A 1,560-nucleotide genomic window follows, 5' to 3' on the forward strand; every position below is an offset into this window, starting at 1 on the left:
CCGTCTTCCGAAGTTTCAAGAAGAATAAAATCAACTTTTCCATACTCACTAGTGTCCTTAAATATCAAACCAGCTTTTTTTTATGACATATATAATTGATCCATACTTTGGCTCCCCGCCCCCTGTAAGTGCATTTATGAGTTACTCTTGATTCGCTCCGAGATAATGGAATATCGTCATTTTCCAGCCACTGATGTTAATGCACCGATGGTAACACTTGCCATTGAGAGAGCAATAACTTGATCGCTATAAGAATAATCTTCTACAACCTTCGTTCTAACTTGTTCGGGTGTTAAGTACTGTTTTTCGGTTTTCATAACTTCTACTGGCAATTTAATTCCCCCTATAATTTTTTCTGATATGTTAACGACTGTTCAATATATAAAGGGGAATTTTATAAAACAAAGTAAACCATTTTTAAAATTAGTTAGTTTTTTTCCTGAAATTCATCATTATTAAAAATGCTAATATGAGGTAACCGACCAAACCTACCAACATAGGAAGTAATGCTTGTTCTTCACGGAGGAAATCAAAGTTTCTCAGTACCCCTGCAGCTAGAATAGCAAAAGCGATGGCAATTAATACTAAGATTAATTTGTATTGTTTTCTTGAGGGGGAATCACTTAATGGATATATCATTAATATAACTACCAATGAACCTACAAAGTAATAGTTTAAAGAAATCATTTCCGCACTTAGCGATTCTACATTCATCAAGATATGCCACAACCGATCGAGAAGGATACCGTCATTATAAATCTGATCAAGTGAAGTGTATGACGTGTCCTCTTTTAGCGCAGTGTTACCAAAATCACAAGCAACAGAAAACCATTACCCGTCATGTGTGGGAAGAGACAAAAGATCAGGTTCGTCAGAACCGGCTTTCCGATAAAGGAAAATGGATTTATCGATTGAGAAAAAAATTGAGCGTAGCTTCGGAGATTCAATGGAAATGCATGGGCTCCGTTATTGTCGTTTGCGCGGAAAGGAAAACTTTCGAGAACAAGCGTTACTGACAGCCGCCTGTCAGAACATGAAGTAGATTATCCATCCCCTAGACAGGATGAGCTAGGTGAAGGAGAGTTTTTTTCATATTATTAACTGCCCAACAACAGACAATCGTTATCAAAATCAAAACCATAAAAAAGCTTGTAGAGGAACCATGGGTTCCTCTACAAGCTGAAGCCAAAAGGAGAAAACATCTTCTTTTGGCTTCATTTCATTTATTCTTCTCTCACTCTTCTCATTCTCATGATAGAAAGAGTGATCATTCCTGCAACAATGAGGAGTGCACCTGCCAATATCCAATTATACATTGGGTTTGAAGTAACCGGTAAAAGATTACCGTCTCCTTTACTTTCATTGTTATCACTATTTGTTGAATCATTTCCTTTATTACTACCGTCGTTATCTTGATCCGACTCACCATCACCATTGTTATTGTTGTTGTCTTCTCTCCATCTATCAGAGTTAGGATCTCTTTCATTCTCAACAATCAATTCAAGCGGTGCTGATTGACCTTTTTCTATTGTGAAAGCAACTGGAGTTTCATCAAGCAAA

General features: G+C 37.0%; 3 protein-coding genes and 1 pseudogene. 1 reads left to right on the top strand and 3 read right to left on the bottom strand.

What is annotated here, in order from left to right; translation table 11 throughout:
- Positions 1-176 precede the first annotated feature (176 nt).
- Both Q4550_RS23115 and Q4550_RS23120 read right to left on the bottom strand, forming a co-directional pair.
- Positions 177-332, bottom strand: coding sequence for a hypothetical protein (locus Q4550_RS23115; RefSeq protein ID WP_303536503.1), 156 nt, complete (start codon positions 330-332; stop codon positions 177-179).
- Positions 333-423: 91 nt separating this feature from the next.
- The gene (locus tag Q4550_RS23120; protein WP_303536509.1) at positions 424-714 is read right to left on the bottom strand and encodes a hypothetical protein; all 291 of its coding nucleotides are present in this window, start codon (positions 712-714) and stop codon (positions 424-426) included.
- Between the two features lie 5 nt (positions 715-719).
- On the opposite strand from Q4550_RS23120, the pseudogene Q4550_RS23125 reads away from it, so the two are divergent.
- Positions 720-1,042 (top strand): annotated as a pseudogene (locus tag Q4550_RS23125) (transposase); the annotation flags it as partial.
- Between the two features lie 181 nt (positions 1,043-1,223).
- Here the strand turns inward: Q4550_RS23125 and Q4550_RS23130 are convergent.
- Positions 1,224-1,560, bottom strand: a 337-nt coding sequence (locus Q4550_RS23130) for a hypothetical protein (protein ID WP_303536506.1), incomplete at its 5' end; no start/stop codon positions are given.

This window comes from Anaerobacillus sp. 1_MG-2023, assembly GCF_030547345.1.
Classification (GTDB): Bacteria; Bacillota; Bacilli; order Bacillales; family Guptibacillaceae; genus Guptibacillus; species Guptibacillus hwajinpoensis_B.